The sequence below is a fragment of the Maribacter caenipelagi genome (assembly GCF_004364175.1).
In the GTDB taxonomy this organism is placed as follows: domain Bacteria; phylum Bacteroidota; class Bacteroidia; order Flavobacteriales; family Flavobacteriaceae; genus Maribacter; species Maribacter caenipelagi.
The window spans coordinates 101,647-121,442 of sequence record NZ_SNZW01000011.1; the positions used below are offsets into that span (position 1 = coordinate 101,647).

The window sequence follows — 19,796 nt, forward strand, 5'->3', positions numbered from 1 at the left end:
GTAGCAACTCAAAAATCTCCAGAGGCTTCAATTATACTTATATCAGAGGTGTTTAATAACTGAATACCATTAGACCGTTTTATAACAAACGTTTCTTATAGTTATTTTGATCTTCTTTTAATACATTAGAAGTATTACTGAAAGTACCCTTCATAGAGTTTTAAGCATTATTTACTGCTGTGATAACTAGAATTATTGATTTTAGTTTCATGGCCGGTCATTTTTTAATTGATGCACTAAAACTATAGTCAACCACTTATTTTATAAAGTAGATTTTTCTCTAACGAGATAAAAAAGGGATAAGATGGGTGTATCTATCTAATAAGAGAATGTCGGCGCCAAGTTGTTAATACTATTTTACTAAAGTACACTTGAATATGTTAAAAGAACTATTCATGCAAAAAAAAGGTCCTACAAATATTTTGTAGGACCCGAGTTTATTAAATTCTTTCAATTAAAAGTCTGTAAACAAGTTTAGTGCTTCACAAGTAGCATCAACAACTTGTTGAGGTGATAACCCGTCTAAATCAGATTCGTCTAAAGTACCGGCACTTTCTCCGCCAACAGTCAATTCATACGTACCGTCGCCATTATCACAAATTTCAACTTTTTGATCTGAGGCTGTACATGACTTACATTCATTGTCATCATCTTTTGAACAACTTGTGAATGATACGGTAGCCGCTAAGGCTAAAAATAAAACTGCTTTTTTCATAAAGACATTTGGTTTTGGTTGATTTTTATACAACCACTAACGAAATGATTTTATAGTTTATTGCCAAAGTCTTATTTAAATAGGAAGTCTAAATCTCTAAAAATGAGTTTATAGTACTTTTGTAAACAACCTAAAAACCCCTCTACTACTAGGTCTACTTGTTGCCTCATTATTGAAATTACAGCTATTATCTAATGTAAATTTAGATTAGCGATATCGATGTTTAATTCTCTTGGGCTTCTTCTTTATCTGGATCTTCCATTGGGAACATTTTACCTAAGTATGCAAGTTTATATCCTTTTTGAATATCTGTAAATTCTTTACTAAATGCAGTGATAATTTGTATATCGCCTTCTGGATCTTTGAGAAATAGAGGAACAATATCTGCATCGGCCTTTGTTATCTCTATCAAACCTTCATAATGCTCTGTATCATGTAGTTCAATTTCATGTATAGCAGGAAATTTTCGTGCCGCTTCTGTCAATTTTATAAAGTCGTCGGTGTGCGAAAACAATCCTTCTTTTGGGTTGTTCTCTGGATCTGACATTTCATCTGCATCTACCAATCTAAACGAACCGTTTTCACCAAAAGCATCTTGAAACTTGTCTATCGCATATCTGTTTATATCAGAATTTGCGGTCAAAGCCATCAAATATCCAATATCGTTAAGTTCAATATTATCGGTTAAATTATCAGAATAAATGTTTGCTGAAATAGCTTCTAATCCTAATTTATTTGCCTTGTCAATATTAGATTGGTTATTGTCTATTAGAACAACATGTCTGTCGTTTTTATGTAAATATTCACCAATTAAACGAGATACTTTTGAGGCTCCAAGAATCAGAATTCCTTCAGACTTATTAAGGAAAACACCAATCAATTTCGCAAAAACTCTAGCTGTGGTAGCATTTAATAAAACCGTACCCAAAACAATCATGAACACAAGTGGAGTAATATATTCTGCCCCTGGCTCTCCTTTAGATAATAATTTTGAACCAAATAAAGATGCTATACCCGCAGCAACAATACCTCTCGGACCTACCCAGCTGATAAAAAGCTTTTCATTCAATTTTAAATTAGAGCCAATAGAACTTAAGAAAACACCCAGTGGTCTAATGACTAATACAATAGACAAGAATAATACTATGGTTTTCCACGTAAAAATTAATTCTAGATCCGAAATATCAATATTAGCTGCCAGTAAAATGAATAATATGGAAATCAAAAGAATACTCAACGATTCTTTAAAATAGAGCAGTTCTTTTATATTAGGCAAATTGGTATTCCCCATTACCATACCCATAACAACTACCGCCAATAAGCCAGATTCATGTGCAAAAACATCTGACATAACGAAAACACCCAACACCACAGATAACGACACTACGTTCAATAAATAATGTGGAATAAAATTCTTTTTGATTAAAAAGGTAAGTGCGTGTGCAAAGGTAAAACCAAAGGTAAAACCGAACAATAAAATTTTACCAAACTCAATTAATGCCGTCATGGTATAGGCTTGACCTTCACCTACACTTATAAACTCATAGACTAATACTGCTGCCAATGCGCCAATAGGATCTATTAGAATACCTTCCCATTTTAATATAGCAGAAACGTCTTTTTTAAGCGGAATATTCCTTAAAATCGGAGTAATTACCGTTGGACCGGTAACAATTATTAAAGCAGAAAACAAGAAACACAGCTGCCATGAAAGTCCGAACAAGAAGTAGGCTGCCAATGCTGCACCAAAAAAGGTTGTTAAGCTGCCCAGGGTAATTAACTTCGTTATTACCGGACCAATATTTTTAATTTCGGAACGCTTAAGCGTGAGTCCGCCTTCGAATAAAATGATGCTAATTGCCAAAGACACAAAATAATACAAACCTTCGCCAGGAAAAAGACCTTTATCCCCGTTCCAAATAGGCTCAATAATTTTAGAACCATCTTCGGTGTATAATGTTGACAACGGACCAACAATTAAACCTATAAGAATTAACGGTAAAATTGCGGGTAGTTTTAAGCGCCATGCTACCCATTGAGCAAGTATTCCTAAAATGATAATTCCAGCAAGCTCTAGCATACATTTTATTTTGGATAAAAATAACAATTAAACGGCACTATTTAACATAAAACCACAGGAACAGTGCATTTTTGAGTACTTGTTTTGGCAATAAGAATTCACTTGTAATTATTTAGCCCTATCTTGTTAAGCACAACATTTGAACCAACTACTTATCAAGTTATATAATTCCATTTTATTCGGATTTGCATTCTCGCCTTCACTCAAAGTAAATATACTAGAATCTAGCCGTATTGCATATTACTTAAACTGCAAACTTATTCTTCTACATGTAGGAGAAAAGACAGCTGAAAAAGCGGCAAAAGTCAATCAAATTATTTCTGAAACGGAACAGTCTAATGATGCCGTTGAAGTCGTTTGGAAAGAAGGTGATCCCGAGAAAATCATAATCACAGCTTGTATCGATTTAAAAATCGACCTATTGATTTTAGGTGCTTTACAACATGAAAATAAGTTTCAATTTTATGTGGGTTCTATTGCCAGAAAACTAACGCGTAAGGTTCATTGCTCTGTTCTACTATTGATTAAACCTACAGAAAAAAGAGTGCCTTGTAAACACATCGTGGTAAACGGACTAGATGCCCCCGAAACGCCAATGGCTATTGAACATGCATTTTATGTTTCGAGCCTTTTGGGTGCACAACAAATTACCATTGTAGAAGAAATTTTACCAAAAGAAATTCAAGTTGATGTAGCGGATGATCGATCTTTAAAAAAGGCGAATATTATAAAGCAGCGTATTAGACATAGAGAAGATTCAAGGGTCAATACCATAGTATGCTCCTTGCCCGAGAATATTACCAAAGGCATTAAGGTAAAAACACAAAGTATTTTTGGTAAAAGAGGATATTCTATTGGGCATTATGCAGAGGTGGTAAGAGCAGATCTATTGGTTATGAACGCGCCCTTAAAAACAAGTATCTGGGATCGAATATTTCCGCATGATATTGAATATATTCTATCAGATTTACCAACCGATTTATTAATTGTTAGAAAATAGATTTGACAGCTAAAAAGAAGAATTCAAACTTTATAGCCACGCTTCCGAAGAATTTATTTTCTGGTTTCGTTGTTTCATTAATAGCCTTACCTCTTGGCTTGGGACTTGCACTTGCAAGCGAGGCACCACCTATATCAGGTATTATCGCTGCAGTTGTCGGCGGTATTGTTGTGTCAATTCTCGGAGGCTCTAATGTAACTATTACTGGGCCTGGAAATGGTTTGGTCATTGTTCTTTTAGGTGCCATTACAACCCTTGGCGGCGGTGATTTATATGCCGGGTATTTATTTACACTAGCGGCAATTGTTTTCTCGGGTGTTCTTATGTTACTTCTCGGGTTTCTTAAAATGGGTAGACTTGCTGATTTCTTTCCTGCATCTGCCATTGAAGGAATGCTTGCCGCCATCGGCTTGGGTATTTTAGCCAAACAATTTCATATTATGATCGGGCATAATAATGAGCATGGTAGCATCATACATCTGTTATTGCAAATTCCAGAAGGTTTAATAGGTCTTTATCAAGACTATCACATAGAAGAACTTATTGCTGCAATTATAGGTGTCATTGCCCTTTTGATTATGGCGAATTACTCTAAAATAAGAAACAAATATTTACATCTTATTCCTGCACCCATGTGGATTCTGATTTTGTCTGTGGGGTTTAGTTATGTGTTTGTTTCATTAGGACTTCCTTATCCTTTAAGAGAAGAGTTTTTGGTTAATATTCCAAACAATGTATTATCGAATTTAGCTTTTCCCGATTTTTCAAAAGCTTTAGATATTGATTTTATAACCACCGTTTTTGCTATTACGCTTATAGCAAGTATAGAATCGCTTTTGAGTATTAAGGCAGTAGACAAGCTTGATCCAGAACGAAGAAGGTCTAATGTGAATAAAGATCTTAAAGCTCTTGGGCTTGCAACTTCTCTTAGTGGTTTGGTCGGAGGGTTAAATGTTGTAACCGTTATAGCAAGAAGTTCGGTTAATGTTAATAATGGCGCTACGAATAGATCTGCCAATATTTTTCACGCTCTGTTTCTTGTGATTTTTGTTTTACTTTTTCAAGATCAATTAAGGCGAATTCCTTTAGCTGCATTGGCGGCTATCTTGGTGTTTACCGGCTATAAACTTGCGACTCCGAAAAACCTACAAAAAGTTGCCCGTATCGGTAAAGAGCAGATTATTATATTTTTAGCCACCCTATTGACTACATTGTTTACCAACCTAATATCTGGTATCGCAATGGGTATTTTGGTGACATTCATCATACATGTGGTATTGAATAGAAGTTTATCTCTTTTTGTCAACCATATCGCCAAGCCAAATATTTTAATGTTTAAAGAGAAAGATGCCGGTAATTATTATATCAGCGTTAAGTATTTTGCCACTTTTCTTAATTTCTACAAGCTAAAAAATAAGCTAGATATCATACCAGAAAACGAAAATGTAATATTAGATTTTTCGCACTGTAGCTTTGTTGATCATACCGTTATGGAAGGGCTGGAAAACTATGTAGATACATTTACAAAAAAAGAGGGAAGCATTGAAATTATAGGTTTAGACAAGCATGGTGCCGACTCTAAGCATCCGTTTGCTATTAGAAAAATATTACCGCTCAATAAACTAGGTACTATTGAAAAATATTTTACCAAAAGACAGCGCCTTTTAAAGACCTTGGCAAAAGAATACCAATGGTCTTATGATCCAAAAAAATCAGAGAAAACTAAGTTTTTAAATAAATTCATTTTCTTTAAAAACAGAAAAGTCCCTTATTACTACAACAGCTTTTACGATAATACCAAAACCTTTCACTTGTTTGATGTTGAATTTAACGAAGGGGAATTTATTGCTAAAGAAGTTGTCAAAACTACTATTTTACATATTAAAGTAAAACATCAAATACCCGTATTTTCTTTGGACAAAGAAGGACTTTTAGATTTTGTATACGGAATGGCGGGCTTTAAAGATATAGAATTAGAAAACCATCAAGATTTTAACAAGCGTTTTTTCTTAAGTGGAGAGCACACAAAAGACATTCAAGATCTATTTACAAATGAACTTATTCTTTTTTTAGAAAGCAACCCATACTACCATATAGAAACTAATGGAAGCTCCATCTTAATTCTTAAAAAGGAGCGCTTATTAAGTGTTAAAGAGATAAAAGCAATGCTTTATTTTGGAAAACAATTGAATCACCTTCTTAGTGAAACCGTAGTTGTTTAGTATTTTTCGTTTTATGTTTGTAGCCACCATCCCCGTGGTTAAGCCATTTTTTCTGCTAATTAGTTAAACAATTTTAATAGTTACTTTTTAAAAGTTTAATTTCTAAAGAGATAACCACCTAGTACCTAGGTAATAAGTGTGTTAATTACACTACTATAAATCTTACAAAATATGAAGAAAAAACGCCTTTATAAGGGCGACTTTTTTAACTTAGTATATCTTGGTGGTTTGAGCTATTATCATTAACGCCATAGTTTTAAACGATATTATATAATTTATATTAGTAAAAATGTCCAAAACCAATGCCCGGTCTATGTTTAAAAACCCGCTACTATATGGGGTAATGGCATTTTTATTTGTACTAATAATCACCCAATTCGTTGCCTTTCAAAAATACCAGCTTCATCAAAAAACAAAACAGCAAGAAATAGAGCAACAGGTTTCTAAACTAAAAGTTGACCTACAAAATGTATTGGGTCAAAGCTTCAACGTTACACAAACCTTAGCCTTTATGGTAGAACACTATGGTATTCCAGATAACTTTGACAGTGTAGCTCAACTACTCTTAAATAGCAACAATAGTATAGATGCATTAGAACTGGTAAATGATAAGGGGATAATTACCCATGTTCATCCGTTAAAAGGAAATGAAGTTATTGGATTGAATATTTTAGATGATCCAGATAATAAATTTGGAGCCAAAACTACACTTGAAAAAAAAGATTATTATACCGCAGGACCCATTTATTTTAGACAAGGAGGTTCGGGTATAATAGGTAGAAGACCATTATTTAAAAATGGAAAATTTAACGGGTTCGTAGCAGCGGTAGTACGTTTATCAACAGTTTTAAATGCCATTCAATTAGATTCTACTGAAAATGAACAATTCTCATACCAACTGGTTAAAATTAATTTAGATAAAACTGAAGAAACTTTTTATGCATCTAAGAACATCTCTAAAGCAGGCGCTATAACCTTACCACTTACTACTAGCCAAGGAGAGTGGAAATTATATGTTTATTTAAATAACAGCTATGCGAATTCATCTACCATTCTATTTTCTGTTTTGGGCATATTACTTTCGTTAGTATGTGGTCTTCTTTCGTGGTTTCTAATGCGACAACCATCTAAATTGAATAGATTGGTCGATGAGAAAACAGCACTCTTAAAAGAAAGTAAAGAGCGTTATAAGTTATTAATTGAAGGCGCTTCAGATGGTATATTTTTAATTGATTTTAAAGGAAATATAGTTGACGCAAACCCTTATGCCCTGCAGATGTTTGGTTATACTAAAGAAGATTTGTTAAGGAAAAATTTATTAGACCTTACCCTTAAAAAAGATACGGTTAAAAGACCACCACGTTATAAGCAAATGCTTGAAGGGAAAACGGTACGATCTGAACAAAGACTGATCAAAAAAGATGGAAGCATTTTTTATGGAGAAGTAAGTGCCAAAAAGCTTAACAATAAAACTATTTTAGGTATTGTAAGAGATGTTACCGAAAGAAAAGAGCTTGAAATAGCCGCTGAAGAAAACTTAGTAAGATTCGCTAAAGCGTATAATAACAGATTTGTAGGTATGGTTATAAGAGACCATACAAACCGCTTTGTAGATGCCAACCCCTATTTTCTAAAATTAATAGGATATTCACTTGAAGAAATTAAAGGTAAATCTATCAAAGAATTAGGCTTAATTAATATTATCGAAGCCTCAAAATCAAACCCAGCAATAAATCTACTTGATAACTCAGAGCAAGTAAACAAACTTGAGGTTGATTTCATTGCTAAAAATGGAAATATTTTACATTTGATAACATCTAAAGAACCTTATGAGTATTTAGGAGAAAACTATAGCTTAAGTACTTATGTTGACCAAACCGATGCAAAAAAAGCTGATCAAGAGAAGCAGCGGCTAATCTCAATAATAGAAAATAGCCCAGGCTTTATTGGGTTGGCAACACTAATAGGCGAACCTTTGTTTTTGAATGATGCTGGTAAAAAAATGCTCGATTTACCATGTGATTTTGATATTAAAAACTCTACAATCTTTGATTTTTTTGAAGAAAGCTATAAAAATGTTATAGTCAATGAACATCTACCGACCATAATGGAAAAAGGATTGTGGACCGGGGAGGTGCCGCTTAAAAATTTTAAAACCAAAAACATAACTCCTTTAGAATTTTCTGGTTTTCTGATTAAAGATAAAACCACAAACAAGCCAATTGCTATTGGTTCCATTGGCTTTGACCTTACCGAACGTAAAGAAAATCAAAAAGCTATTCTTGAATTACAAAGTAAAATGGATGCTGCCATACGTATTGGTAAAATTGGTTATTGGGATTTTGACACGGAAACAAATACATATATCTGTTCACCATTAATCTATGATATTTATAATATAAGTCCAGACACAGTTTTAACAATACCTGTTCTGGAAAGCCTTATTCATCCAGATGATTTAGAAATGCACCGTCAAAATTTGAGAGAGATCGTAAAAGATAAAAGCAACCATGCCTTTACTTATAGAATCATTGTTACAGATGGTTCCATTAAATATTTAATGGTAGATATAGAGGTTGCTAGAGATGATGATAACAGGGCGATTGATTTTAAAGGAACGGTAATAGACGTTACAAAACAAAAAGAAGCTGATTTTGAAATTCTAGACCTACAATCTAAAATGAATGCGGCAATTAGAATTGGAAATATAGGCTATTGGCATTGGAACATGACCGGCAATATTGTAGAATGGTCTAAAGAAATGTATGCTATGCACGAGGTTGACCCTAATACAAAAATGACCCCAGAATTGGTAAGGAAAATTATATATCATGAAGATGTAATTGTGTTAGATACCAAACTTGAAGAGAAAAAAGGAGAAAGTAAATCTACACCAAGTAACTATAGAATTCAACTTAAAGACAACTCATTTAAATATTTTTTAGCTTTTTCCGAAATTATATACGATGATAACGGTGATCCTATTGTTTATCATGGTACGGCTATGGATATTACCAAAAATGTTCTATCAGAATTAGCTTTAAAAGAAAGTCAAGAGAAGTTCTCTAAAGCATTTCAAACCAATCTAATGGGGATGCTTATATTAGATGAACAAAGACAAGTAATAGACGCCAATAAAATGGTGTATAACATATTAGAGACCTCCAAAGAAAGATTACTAGGTAAGACAATTTTAGAATCTAAAGAAATTTTCATAGATGAAAACGAGAGGGAAAGACTATGGAAAAAACTTGTAGAAGAAGGTGAGATATTGAACGAAGAGTATAAGGTTCAACTAAAAAGTGGGGTAAAAAAGACACTTTTAATATCTATTGCTCCATTATATTTAAAGGGTGAAATCAGTTACTTGGTTAATATTTTTGATGACTCAAAAAGAAAAGAGGCAGAAAGTAATCTCGAAGCTCAATTTCATGAACTTCAGAAAACCAACTCAGAGCTAGATAGTTTTGTATATAGCGCTTCTCATGAATTAAGAGCTCCTTTATCTTCGGTTTTAGGGCTAATACAATTAATTCAAATGGAGGATATTAACCCGAAATTGTTCCAGCATTTGAATATGATGGAAAAATCTATTGAAAGATTAGATGACTTTATTAAAGACATTATAGAATACTCTAGAAATAAACACCTTGCTCTTAAGATAGAATCCATAAATTTTACTATTTTAATTGAACATTCTATTGAAAGTTTATGGTATTTAGAAAATACCCAAAAAATAAACATTGAAATAAACGTAGAGGATAAGGTTGATTTTGTATCAGATAGTAAGAGAATTTCGGTGTTATTGAATAATTTTATTTCTAATGCCATAAAATATCATGATATTAGTAATGATAATGCCGCTATTTGGATCGATGTGAAAACCACCAAAAAAGAAGCGGTTTTAATTATAAAAGATAACGGTGTTGGTATGGCAGAACATCAACTAGAGAAGATTTTTGAAATGTTCTATAGGGTCTCTTCAAAAGTAATGGGGTCTGGTATTGGACTTTTTATTGTAAAAGAAGTACTCTCTAAATTGAACGGAACAATAGATGTACAATCAAAAATAGGTAAGGGATCAACGTTTACTTTAAGAATACCAAATGAATCAGGTAAATAATAATATGGCTAGGGATATAAATATTTTATTGATTGACGATTCGGATGTGGACAACTTCATAAACAAAGCCATTATTTCGAAAGAAGATAATATTTCTCAAATTACTACCATGACTTCTGGTCGAGAAGCCTTAACTTATTTAAGTGGTATTATTGACAAAACGGAAGCTTACCCCGATATTATTTTCTTGGATATCAAAATGCCCGGTATGAGCGGATTTGAATTTTTAGATGAATATGTCAATTTTCCAGACACACTTACCGATCACTGTAAAATTTATATTCTAAGCTCTTCAATGGATAGTTTAGATTCTGAAAAAGGAAAAGAATATATTATGGTTAAAAAGCAATTAACCAAGCCTTTGGCCCATCATATTATTGGAGATTTACTGAATGAAGATTAGCTATTTGTTTTATTATTTAAGATTTTAATGCATATAATTATTATCCAATAATTACATATTTACATTACTTCACCTTTAAAAAGGCTTATAATCTAAGGGTTAAATGATAATACTTTCTTAATAATCCTAAGATTACGGTCACTTTTATTATTTTGCCCCTTATGAAAATTTATCCTGTTGAAACCGGTAATTTTAAATTAGACGGTGGTGCTATGTTCGGCGTAGTGCCAAAGACAATTTGGCAAAGAACAAACCCGGCAGATGGTAATAACTTAATTGATATTGCTGCTAGAAGCCTTTTAATAGAAGATGGTGATAGATTAATACTGGTAGATACCGGTATGGGCAATAAACAATCTGATCAGTTTTTTGGGTACTACTATAGATGGGGAGATTTTACGATAGACTCTTCTTTAAAAAAATGTGGTTTTCACAGAGATGATATTACCGATGTTTTTTTAACACACCTTCATTTTGACCATGTTGGCGGTGCCATTCAATGGAACAAAGATAAAACCGGTTATGAACCTGCTTTTAAAAATGCCAAATTTTGGACCAATGAAAAACATTGGAAATGGGCAATAGAACCCAACCCAAGGGAAAAAGCATCTTTCTTGACAGAAAATCTAATGCCTATGCAAGAGAGTGGTCAATTATCTTTTGTTGATGATGCGGGAGAAAGTTTCTTAAAAAATAGTCCTTTAGGTTTTGATATCCGTTTTGTAGATGGTCATACAGAAAAACAAATGCTGCCCCAATTCTCATTTCAAGGTAAAACTATCGCCTATATGGCAGACCTGATACCAACCGTTGGTCATATTTCATTACCTTATGTTATGGGGTACGATACTAGACCGCTAATGACGATGACCGAAAAAAAGATATTCTTGAACGAAGCTGCAGATAATAATTACTATCTCTTTTTTGAACATGATGCACATAACCAACTTTGTACCTTAAAACACACTGACAGAGGTGTTAGGTTAGATCGGGTATACACTTTTAACGAACTCTTCAATTAATTTTACACTTTAAACAAAAAACATTAACTAATAGTTTCCCATATATGACAAATTCATATTTTAAATCAATTTTTGCCCTTTCAATAGCTGCATTATTAACTGGGTGCGGAAGTACTAAAACAGCTGGAGGAAGCGGATTAATTCTTACTCCTGTAGAAAATATAGATTCTACTCCTTTAAAAATTTCTGATCTTACTACCAGTGAAAAAAACAACTGGGGCCATTTAGATCTAGTTACCGATACTATACCAGGTATGAGTGTAGATAAAGCGTACAGCGAAATCATTAAGAACAGAAAAGGAACTAAAACAATTGTTGCCGTTCTTGATTCTGGTATTGATCTAAGTCATGAAGATTTAGATGATGTCTTATGGACAAATACAAAAGAAAAAGCTGGTAACGGAATAGACGATGATGGTAATGGCTACATAGATGATATACACGGCTATAATTTCTTAGGAGAATCATATAACGAACAGTTAGAATATGTTCGTATGCTTCGTTTAAACATAGGTGACGCCACTACATTAGCAAAAGCTAAAACGAAACTAGACACTAAGTACAATGAAGCTTTACAGGGTAAAGAACAATATGAGTCAATTTACCAAGCTGTAAAAAATGCAGATGCAGATGTAAAGAAATTTTTAAACAAAGATGTTTATACCAAAAAAGATTTAGCCAGTATAAATGCCACTGATGAAACTATGCAACGAAATGTTGCCATTCTAAATCAAATGTTCGGCATTAATGAATCTATACCAGGTGTTCTTGAAGATTTAACTAACGGACTTAAATACTATACAGAGCAACTTAACTATAATCTAAACAAAGATTTTAATGGTAGAGAGCCTGTTGGTGATAATGCCTATGATTATACAGATGTAGATTACGGTAACGGAAACCCTAATAACAGAGTTGACGATGAAAGTCACGGTACGCACGTAGCTGGTATTATTGCTGCCGAGCGTAATAACGGTATGGGTGTCAACGGTGTTGCCAACAATGTAGCTATTATGAGCATTAGAGCAGTGCCTAACGGTGATGAGTATGATAAAGATATTGCTAAAGGTATTCGTTACGCTGTTGATAACGGTGCGCGTATAATTAATGGAAGCTTTGGTAAGTCTTTTTCACCAAATGCCGATTGGGTATACGATGCCATAAAATATGCAGCAGATAACAATGTTCTTTTTGTTCATGCGGCCGGTAATGATGGTGCAGACCTAGATAATCCTGTCAACGCTAATTTTCCAAATGATCAAATAAATAACGGAACAGAAATTGCCGATAACGTAATTACCGTAGGTGCCTTGAACCCAAAATATGGGTCAGAATTGGTAGCAAGCTATTCTAATTATGGAAAAATAAATGTTGATATTTTTGCTCCGGGTACAGATATCTACTCTACATACCCAAATAACGAATACGAATATTCTCCTGGTACTTCTATGGCAGCACCTGGTGTTGCGGGTGTTGCTGCTTTGGTAATGTCTCAATACCCAAGTTTAACGGCTTCTCAAGTGAAAAAAATTATACTGCAATCTGGTTTACCTATTAAAACGAAAGTAGTGCTAGGTAAAAACACGGGTAAAAGCGGTTCATTAGATGAAATTTCTACTTCTGGTAAAATTGCAAATGCATATAATGCTTTGGTATTGGCAAGTAAAGTGGCTACAGGCCAGGTTAACTTATAATAATTTATATTACTCATATGACTAAATCATTTTTTACATTTCTAACCGCAATTTTCTCAATAGGATTGCTGGCTCAAAACAAGACCGACTACTGGCAACAACATGTTGATTATACCATGGACGTTAATATGGATGTTCAAAGTTTTCAATATACCGGTACCCAAACTTTGGTATACACAAACAACTCTCCAGATGAGTTGAAACGTGTCTATTTCCATTTGTATTTCAACGCTTTTCAGCCAGGTAGTGAAATGGATATTCGTCTACAAACAATTGCCGATCCAGATGATAGAATGACTACGCCCGATAAGAAAAGTAGAATTGCTTCACTTACCGATAGTGAAATAGGATATCTACATGCTACAACTTTAACACAAGACGGAAGCGAGGTTGTTTTTTCTGAAGAAGGAACGGTGTTGGTTGTTGATTTAGCTAAGCCAATCGCAGCCGGCGCTAAGTCTACTTTTAATATGGAATTCAAAGGTCAAGTACCTTTACAGATCAGACGTTCGGGTAGAAATAGTGAAGAAGGTGTTGCCTTATCTATGAGTCAATGGTATCCAAAATTGGCTGAATATGATTTTGAAGGTTGGCACGCAGATCCATACATTGCTCGTGAATTTCAGGGGGTTTGGGGAGATTTTGATGTAAAATTGACCATTGACAAAGAGTATACTGTTGGTGGAACAGGTTATTTACAAAACCCTAACGAAATAGGTCATGGTTATGAAACACCTGGTACCAAAATTAAAAAACAAAAAGGCAAGACATTAACGTGGCATTTTAAAGCACCAATGGTACATGATTTTATGTGGGCTGCAGATCCAGAATATATTCATGATATTCAACAAGTACCTGACGGACCTGTACTTCATTTCCTTTACAAAAACGACCCAAAAATCATAGAAAACTGGAAAAACCTACAGCCTAAAACTATTGAGGCTATGCAGTTTTTCAGTAAAAATATTGGTAAATACCCATATGATCAATATTCGGTTATTCAAGGTGGTGATGGTGGTATGGAGTATGCGATGTCTACACTAATTACAGGTAACCGTAAATTTGGTAGCCTAGTGGGTGTTATGGTACATGAAATGGCTCACTCTTGGTTTCAACATATATTAGCTACAAACGAAGCTAAACATGAATGGATGGATGAAGGGTTTACTTCATTTATATCTAAACTCTGTATGACTGAAATATTGGACTATGAAAAAGAGAATCCTTTTGAGGGGACTTATAAAGGGTATAGAAACTTAGCACTTTCCGGTAAAGAACAACCTCAAGGTACGTACGCGGATCGTTACGCTCTTAACTTTGCCTACGGTATTTCTGCATACAGCAAAGGTTCTATATTTTTATCTCAACTTGGCTATGTTATCGGTCAAGATAAATTGATGGAAACTATTCGTCAATATTATGATGAGTTTAAATTTAAGCACCCTGTACCAAATGACATCAAACGTGTTGCCGAGAAAGTATCTGGCTTTGAACTAGATTGGTATTTAACAGATTGGACACAAACCACCAATACTATTGATTACAATATTAAAGATGTTGTGGCAGCAGAAAACAACACTAAAGTAACTTTAGAACGTATAGGGTTAATGCCAATGCCTTTAGATATACTAGTTGTATATAATGATGGTAGTAGAGAAACTTTTTATGCCCCTTTGCGTATGATGCGAGGTGAAAAAGAGAACCCATATGAAGGTATTGAAAGAACTATTATTAAAGACTGGGCTTGGGCCTACCCAACGTATGATTTTGAAATCAACAAACCAATTTCTACGATACAAGCTATTGTTATTGATCCTTCTCAATTAATGGCAGATGTCAATTTAGAGAACAATGTTTGGCAAGCGGAGTAGTTTCTTTTGCTAAACTTTAAGATATTTACGCCCCCACATTGGGGGCTAATTCTTTTCAATACTTCTTTTATAATGGATGCATCCTTCGGCAAAAAGGAAAAACTAAAAAGTAAAATTCTCATTACCCAATTATTTGAAGAGGGTAAGGGTATTTCCGTTTATCCGTTGAAATTAATTTATCTATCCGTAGAGAAAAAAGAAGTGCCTATTAAAACCGCAGTTACCGTATCTAAGCGAAATTTTAAAAGTGCGGTCGATAGAAACAAGATTAAACGTTTACTGAGAGAGTCTTATAGACTTAATAAAGCACTGGTTTTTAACAATACAGATGCAAACTTTGCGTTTCTATTTTTATACCTTGGTAAGGATATGCCCACCTTTGAGCAGTTAGATCATAAAATGAAGCTCGTTTTAAACAAGTTTAAGCTACAGATTGATGAAAAAAATAGTAAGTAAAAAAGTACTTGTACCCATAATCGCCATCGCTTTTCTATTTGTGGGAAGTAGTTATAAAAGTGACTTTTTCGAAATAGCCAAACAGATCGAAATCTTTACCACCTTGTTCAAAGAATTGAACATGAACTATGTGGACGAAACCAACCCTGCAGAATTAATGGATACCGCCATTAAAAATATGCTAGAGGAATTGGATCCTTACACCAAATTTTTAAACGAACAAGATGTTGAAACGTATCGTATAAACAATGCTGGCGAATATTCTGGTATTGGTGCTATGGTTCGTTCTTTTGATGATAAATTGTTAATTATTGAACCACACCAAGGATACCCCGCAGATAAAGCGGGATTAAAGGCCGGTGATGAAATTGTACAAATCGGAGATATCAAAGTAGCCGATTTTGAAGATAATGCCAGTGAGCTTTTAAAAGGGGCTAACGGATCAACCATAAATGTTAGTTATAAAAGACAAGGTAAATTAAACACCACAAGTATAACCCGTGAAGGGATAGAAGTAGATGCGGTTCCTTTCTTTAAAATGATCGATAACAAAACAGGGTATATTGTTCTTGCAAAGTTCAATGCCAAAGCAACAGAACAGACAAAATCTGCCTTATTAGATTTAAAAGGAAAAGGTGCTGAAAAAATCATTTTAGACCTTAGAGGAAATCCTGGCGGATTGTTATCGGAAGCTATTAATGTCACCAACTTGTTTGTTCCAAAAGGGGAATTGGTGGTGACCACAAAATCTAAGGTTAAAAAATTCAATCGAGAATATCATACCAACAATCAAGCTGTAGATGAAGAAATTCCTCTTGTAGTGTTGGTAAACGGAAGCAGCGCTTCTGCCAGTGAAATTGTTTCTGGTAGTTTACAAGATTTGGATAGAGCGGTAATAATGGGTGCCAGAAGCTTTGGAAAAGGTTTGGTGCAACGCCCGCTTAAATTAACATATGGTACACAGCTAAAGGTTACCATATCTCGGTATTACACTTCTTCTGGTCGTTGTATACAATCATTAGATTATTGGAACCGCGATGAAAGTGGTAATGCCGTGCGTAACACTACCTTTAATGATTTTACTACCCGTAATGGTAGAAAAGTACAAGACGGTGGGGGTATTTTACCAGATATTGAAGTGGCAACTTCTAAAACCAATGACCTTACATTGGCCTTATTACAAAACAATATCATTTTTGATTATGCTACCAACTATCATTATACACATACGTATAACAATGTAGGCGACTTTAAATTTACAGATGCTGATTTTAATGCCTTTAAAAACTATGTAAAGAAAAGTAACTTCTCTTTTGAGACCAAGGCAGAACAGGCAATCAAAAAGGCGCTCTCAGGCGATGAAAACGACTTTTTAGGTTCAGATGTAAAGGATAGCTACAAAACCTTGTTAGCGAACATTGAAAAAGGTAAAATCAACGCGATAGACAAATACCAAAGCGAGATTCAAAAGAACTTAGAAGATGAAATCGTTAAGCGTTACTTCTACAGAGATGGTCTATACCAATATTACCTTAACAATGATGATGCTATTTTAGCGGCAACCGAATTATTAAGTAACAATTCTAAGTACAGCGCTATCTTAAAATAGATAACATTAATAGGTGCAAGCTTCTTTATCTGATACTTGGTAATACGCTTTATAGTTAGTTGCCTTTGGGTCTGTGCAACCTTTTAAATTTCTAATTTTTATATTTTTAAAATCAATGGGCTGACCTTCACTTTGTAAGGCAATAAAACCTTCTGTTAACAACTTACCATCTTGTTTCATTATTGGGTCATAGCCTTTAGCTACTTCACCTCCGATTTGTGGTTTTTCATACTCTAACACTGTTTTACCATTGATAATATGTTTAACCAATGAATCATGATAAACAACTAGTTCTGCCGTTACCCATTGATTACCATAATACGTATCTGAAGTTGAGTTGATACAGTGTCTAGGGTCAATTTTACCTTCGTAAACAACATCTGTACCTGGTGAACACATGTTACCCGTTGGGCGTTCTTTGCCCTCTTCTACTCCCGCTAAAAATTGTATTTCAACACTAATAGGCCAATCTTGTTCTTTTAACATGGTTCTTGGATCTTGCGAATGAAACATTACACCACTGTTTAGAATTGTATACTCTGGTGCGCCTTTATATAATTCACCTACAAATCTATACTGCACCGTAAAATGAAAATCTGAAAAAGGCTTGTCAAAGTATAAATGTGAAAACCTGTTATTAAAATCCCCCTCATATTTATCATATCTAACCTTCACCATATCATCTTCTGCCCTAAAGGTATCTGCATAGTTATCGCCTACATCATAATGATGTACTTTGTTTGTCCACCCATCTAAATTATTACCGTTGAACATGGTTTCCCATCCATCGTATGATTCTTGCGAATTACATACTCCGTATCCTAAAAATAACAAAAGTGTAGTTATGAGTATTTGAGATTTAATATTGTGTATTTTCATGTTGATCGTATTTGGTTTAATATAATTTATGCGAAGGGGGAACTAATGCTAAAAATGTACTTCTAAATATACTCAATGTTCTGATATTTTTGGTGATGTAAATTTTGAAACATATTCAATTCAATACCAGTAAATCTGTTCATTTATTATCGTTACTTTTAAAAGTATAAACTAACAACACCATCAATACTTTTACTCAAAATGAGAAATCTACTTTTATTAGTGACCTGTCTATTGTTTCTTCAATTTTCGGAAGCTCAAGAACCAAAAAAGGAAATCGAAACTAAACCTATACCTGAAGTGAAGTCTTTTGTAACGAAGCACAAAGGAGTTTTCGGAGGTACAACTATAGACTATACCACAACAGCTAAAGAAACTTTCTTAACCAATAAAGAAGGGGATTCTATTGCTACTTTTTGGTCTGTTGCCTATACCAAAACAAATATGGGAGATGTTTCCAAAAGACCGGTAACCTTTGTTTTTAATGGTGGGCCAGGTTCTGCTTCTATGTGGTTACATATGGGATTCTTCGGACCTAAAATTGTAAAAGTAGATTCTGACGCTAAATCTGATGATGGTGCAGCACCGTACAAACTAGTAAACAATGAACATGGTTTGTTAGATATTACTGATTTCGTATTTATTGATCCTGTAGGTACCGGATATAGCAGGTTGGTGGGGAAAGGTGAGGGAAAAGATTTCTACGGATTAAAAGAGGATGTAAATTCTTTTGCCCAATTTATTAGAAAATGGGTGACCGAAAACGAACGTTGGTTTTCACCTAAATATTTAGCGGGCGAAAGTTATGGAACTACCCGTGCCGCGGCTCTTGGAAAAACTTTAGAAGGTTCTGGTCAAAACATGGCCCTTAACGGAATGATATTAATATCACAAGCATTAGATTATGCAGGCTCTACATCAATATCAAATAATATTACTTCATTTATTTCCTATTTACCTAGCATGGCCGCAACAGCCTGGTATCATAAAAAAGCGGGGCAGGGCAAATCTTTAGAAAACTTTACACAAGAATGTAGAGATTTTACATACAATACCTATGTGCCATCTTTATATAAAGGCAATTCTTTGAGCGATGTAGAAAAGGACACCTTGGCTGAAAAACTCTCATATTTTACAGGATTGGATAAAGCATATATTCTACAATCTAATTTGAGAATTTTAATGGGTCGTTTTCAGAAAAAACTACTAGAAGATAAAGGCTTGGCAATTGGCAGATTAGACGGACGATTTATGGGTGATGAAGAAGATAAGGTTTCTGAAAAACCACATTTGGGAGATGCCGCCAGTTACCAAATTAGTGCTGCCTATACGGCTAGCTTAAATCATTATTTTGCATCAGAATTAAAGGTGAAAATGGATAGACCATATATTACTTCTGGAGGTGGGTCTAATTGGAGATGGAGAACAGTACCAGACGGTAAATACTGGGAGCCTATGCCCGTAAATACAGCTCCGGATCTTGGGGAAACTATGCGAAGAAATACAGCAATGAAAGTTCTAGTTGCTAGTGGATATTACGATTTAATTACTCCGTTTTTTGATGCCGAATTTACTTTCGATAGAAACGGTATTGTTAAGGATCGTGTTGAAATGAAATATTATGAAGCAGGTCATATGATGTATACACATGAAACAGATTTTATTAAACTAAGTAAAGATATACGCGAGTTTATTACTGCAGATTAGGAAATATATAAATTA

13 protein-coding genes are annotated in these 19,796 nt (G+C 34.2%); 10 read left to right on the forward strand and 3 right to left on the reverse strand.

Going from position 1 to position 19,796, the window contains the following annotated elements; translation table 11 throughout:
• Positions 1-454: 454 nt before the first annotated feature.
• Together DFQ03_RS01340 and DFQ03_RS01345 are read right to left on the reverse strand one after the other, a co-directional pair.
• Positions 455-715 carry a hypothetical protein gene (locus DFQ03_RS01340; protein WP_133671237.1) on the reverse strand — a complete coding sequence of 87 codons (261 nt, stop codon included), beginning with the start codon at positions 713-715 and terminating at the stop codon, positions 455-457.
• 223 nt (positions 716-938) lie between these two features.
• On the reverse strand, positions 939-2,795 hold the full coding sequence (locus DFQ03_RS01345; RefSeq protein ID WP_133671238.1) for a cation:proton antiporter: 1,857 nt from the start codon (positions 2,793-2,795) through the stop codon (positions 939-941).
• A 139-nt stretch (positions 2,796-2,934) separates the two neighbouring features.
• Here DFQ03_RS01345 and DFQ03_RS01350 point away from each other — a divergent pair, with 139 nt between their 5' ends.
• The 9 genes from DFQ03_RS01350 (at position 2,935) to DFQ03_RS01390 (ending at position 17,195) form a co-directional block, all read left to right on the forward strand.
• Positions 2,935-3,795 carry a universal stress protein gene (locus DFQ03_RS01350; protein WP_243834388.1) on the forward strand — a complete coding sequence of 287 codons (861 nt, stop codon included), beginning with the start codon at positions 2,935-2,937 and terminating at the stop codon, positions 3,793-3,795.
• 2 nt (positions 3,796-3,797) lie between these two features.
• Positions 3,798-6,017 (forward strand): SulP family inorganic anion transporter, encoded by a 2,220-nt coding sequence (locus DFQ03_RS01355; protein WP_133671239.1) that lies wholly within the window; start codon positions 3,798-3,800, stop codon positions 6,015-6,017.
• Between the two features lie 289 nt (positions 6,018-6,306).
• Complete coding sequence (locus DFQ03_RS01360) at positions 6,307-10,140, forward strand: PAS domain S-box protein (protein ID WP_133671240.1); 3,834 nt, start codon at positions 6,307-6,309, stop codon at positions 10,138-10,140.
• Positions 10,124-10,543 (forward strand): response regulator, encoded by a 420-nt coding sequence (locus tag DFQ03_RS01365; protein ID WP_133671241.1) that lies wholly within the window; start codon positions 10,124-10,126, stop codon positions 10,541-10,543. Before DFQ03_RS01360 ends, DFQ03_RS01365 begins: the two co-directional genes overlap by 17 nt.
• A gap of 161 nt (positions 10,544-10,704) precedes the next feature.
• On the forward strand, positions 10,705-11,565 hold the full coding sequence (locus tag DFQ03_RS01370; RefSeq protein WP_133671242.1) for an MBL fold metallo-hydrolase: 861 nt from the start codon (positions 10,705-10,707) through the stop codon (positions 11,563-11,565).
• Positions 11,566-11,609: 44 nt separating this feature from the next.
• Complete coding sequence (locus DFQ03_RS01375) at positions 11,610-13,259, forward strand: S8 family peptidase (protein WP_133671243.1); 1,650 nt, start codon at positions 11,610-11,612, stop codon at positions 13,257-13,259.
• Between the two features lie 17 nt (positions 13,260-13,276).
• Entirely contained in the window at positions 13,277-15,130 is a 1,854-nt protein-coding gene (locus DFQ03_RS01380; RefSeq protein WP_133671244.1) for a M1 family metallopeptidase, read from the forward strand.
• A 72-nt stretch (positions 15,131-15,202) separates the two neighbouring features.
• Positions 15,203-15,586 carry a ribonuclease P protein component gene (gene rnpA, locus DFQ03_RS01385; protein WP_133671245.1) on the forward strand — a complete coding sequence of 128 codons (384 nt, stop codon included), beginning with the start codon at positions 15,203-15,205 and terminating at the stop codon, positions 15,584-15,586.
• Entirely contained in the window at positions 15,567-17,195 is a 1,629-nt protein-coding gene (locus DFQ03_RS01390) for a S41 family peptidase (protein ID WP_133671246.1), read from the forward strand. Before rnpA ends, DFQ03_RS01390 begins: the two co-directional genes overlap by 20 nt.
• Before the next feature lie 6 nt (positions 17,196-17,201).
• Here the strand turns inward: DFQ03_RS01390 and DFQ03_RS01395 are convergent, their stop codons facing one another.
• Entirely contained in the window at positions 17,202-18,074 is an 873-nt protein-coding gene (locus DFQ03_RS01395) for a 3-keto-disaccharide hydrolase (protein ID WP_133671247.1), read from the reverse strand.
• Between the two features lie 201 nt (positions 18,075-18,275).
• On the opposite strand from DFQ03_RS01395, the gene DFQ03_RS01400 reads away from it, so the two are divergent.
• Positions 18,276-19,781, forward strand: coding sequence for a S10 family peptidase (locus DFQ03_RS01400; protein ID WP_133671248.1), 1,506 nt, complete (start codon positions 18,276-18,278; stop codon positions 19,779-19,781).
• The last annotated feature ends 15 nt before the right edge of the window (positions 19,782-19,796 follow it).

Bases quoted from the DNA above. Each gene is read 5' to 3' on its own strand.
- DFQ03_RS01340 (WP_133671237.1), bottom strand. From the start codon at position 715: ATGAAAAAAGCAGTTTTATTTTTAGCCTTAGCGGCTACCGTATCATTC.
- DFQ03_RS01345 (WP_133671238.1), bottom strand. From the start codon at position 2,795: ATGCTAGAGCTTGCTGGAATTATCATTTTAGGAATACTTGCTCAATGG.
- DFQ03_RS01360 (WP_133671240.1), top strand. From the start codon at position 6,307: ATGTCCAAAACCAATGCCCGGTCTATGTTTAAAAACCCGCTACTATAT.
- DFQ03_RS01365 (WP_133671241.1), top strand. From the start codon at position 10,124: ATGAATCAGGTAAATAATAATATGGCTAGGGATATAAATATTTTATTG.
- DFQ03_RS01370 (WP_133671242.1), top strand. From the start codon at position 10,705: ATGAAAATTTATCCTGTTGAAACCGGTAATTTTAAATTAGACGGTGGT.
- DFQ03_RS01375 (WP_133671243.1), top strand. From the start codon at position 11,610: ATGACAAATTCATATTTTAAATCAATTTTTGCCCTTTCAATAGCTGCA.
- DFQ03_RS01380 (WP_133671244.1), top strand. From the start codon at position 13,277: ATGACTAAATCATTTTTTACATTTCTAACCGCAATTTTCTCAATAGGA.
- rnpA (WP_133671245.1), top strand. From the start codon at position 15,203: ATGGATGCATCCTTCGGCAAAAAGGAAAAACTAAAAAGTAAAATTCTC.
- DFQ03_RS01390 (WP_133671246.1), top strand. From the start codon at position 15,567: ATGAAAAAAATAGTAAGTAAAAAAGTACTTGTACCCATAATCGCCATC.
- DFQ03_RS01395 (WP_133671247.1), bottom strand. From the start codon at position 18,074: ATGAAAATACACAATATTAAATCTCAAATACTCATAACTACACTTTTG.
- DFQ03_RS01400 (WP_133671248.1), top strand. From the start codon at position 18,276: ATGAGAAATCTACTTTTATTAGTGACCTGTCTATTGTTTCTTCAATTT.